Source organism: Pseudomonas sp. SH10-3B, from assembly GCF_019891415.1.
GTDB lineage: Bacteria > Pseudomonadota > Gammaproteobacteria > Pseudomonadales > Pseudomonadaceae > Aquipseudomonas.
This window is the reverse complement of the sequence record NZ_JAFLXD010000150.1, coordinates 1-305: the sequence shown is the minus strand read 5'-3', so window position 1 is coordinate 305 and position 305 is coordinate 1. Positions and strand designations below refer to the sequence as shown.

At 58.4% G+C, this 305-nt stretch carries 1 protein-coding gene; it reads left to right on the top strand.

What is annotated here, in order from left to right; all coding sequences use genetic code 11:
- Nucleotides 1-305: hypothetical protein (locus tag J1G35_RS31280; protein ID WP_223016891.1), on the top strand; the 305-nt coding region annotated here is incomplete at both ends.

The following is a 305-nucleotide window of genomic DNA, read 5'->3' as shown; positions in this document are numbered from 1 at the left end:
TGGACGGCGCGGGCGATGGCGGCTCGCCGGATATACCGGTCAAACCCGGTAATCAGACGTTGCAGAAGGTGGAGTTCGACATCACCAAGGCAGCGATTCACGCCAATATTCGTGACGCGGCCACCAGCGTGAAATTTACCTACGTGGTGACCCGCAACGGTGTACCGAAGACTTCGGACACCTTGACGGTGATCGTGAAGCCGATTCCAGTGGCTGAGTTGGCCAAGACGGATCTGCAGATCCTTGAGGCCAACGCCACCACCAAAGTACTGGACCTGAGCGCGTTTGTCGGCGATGCCAAAGCC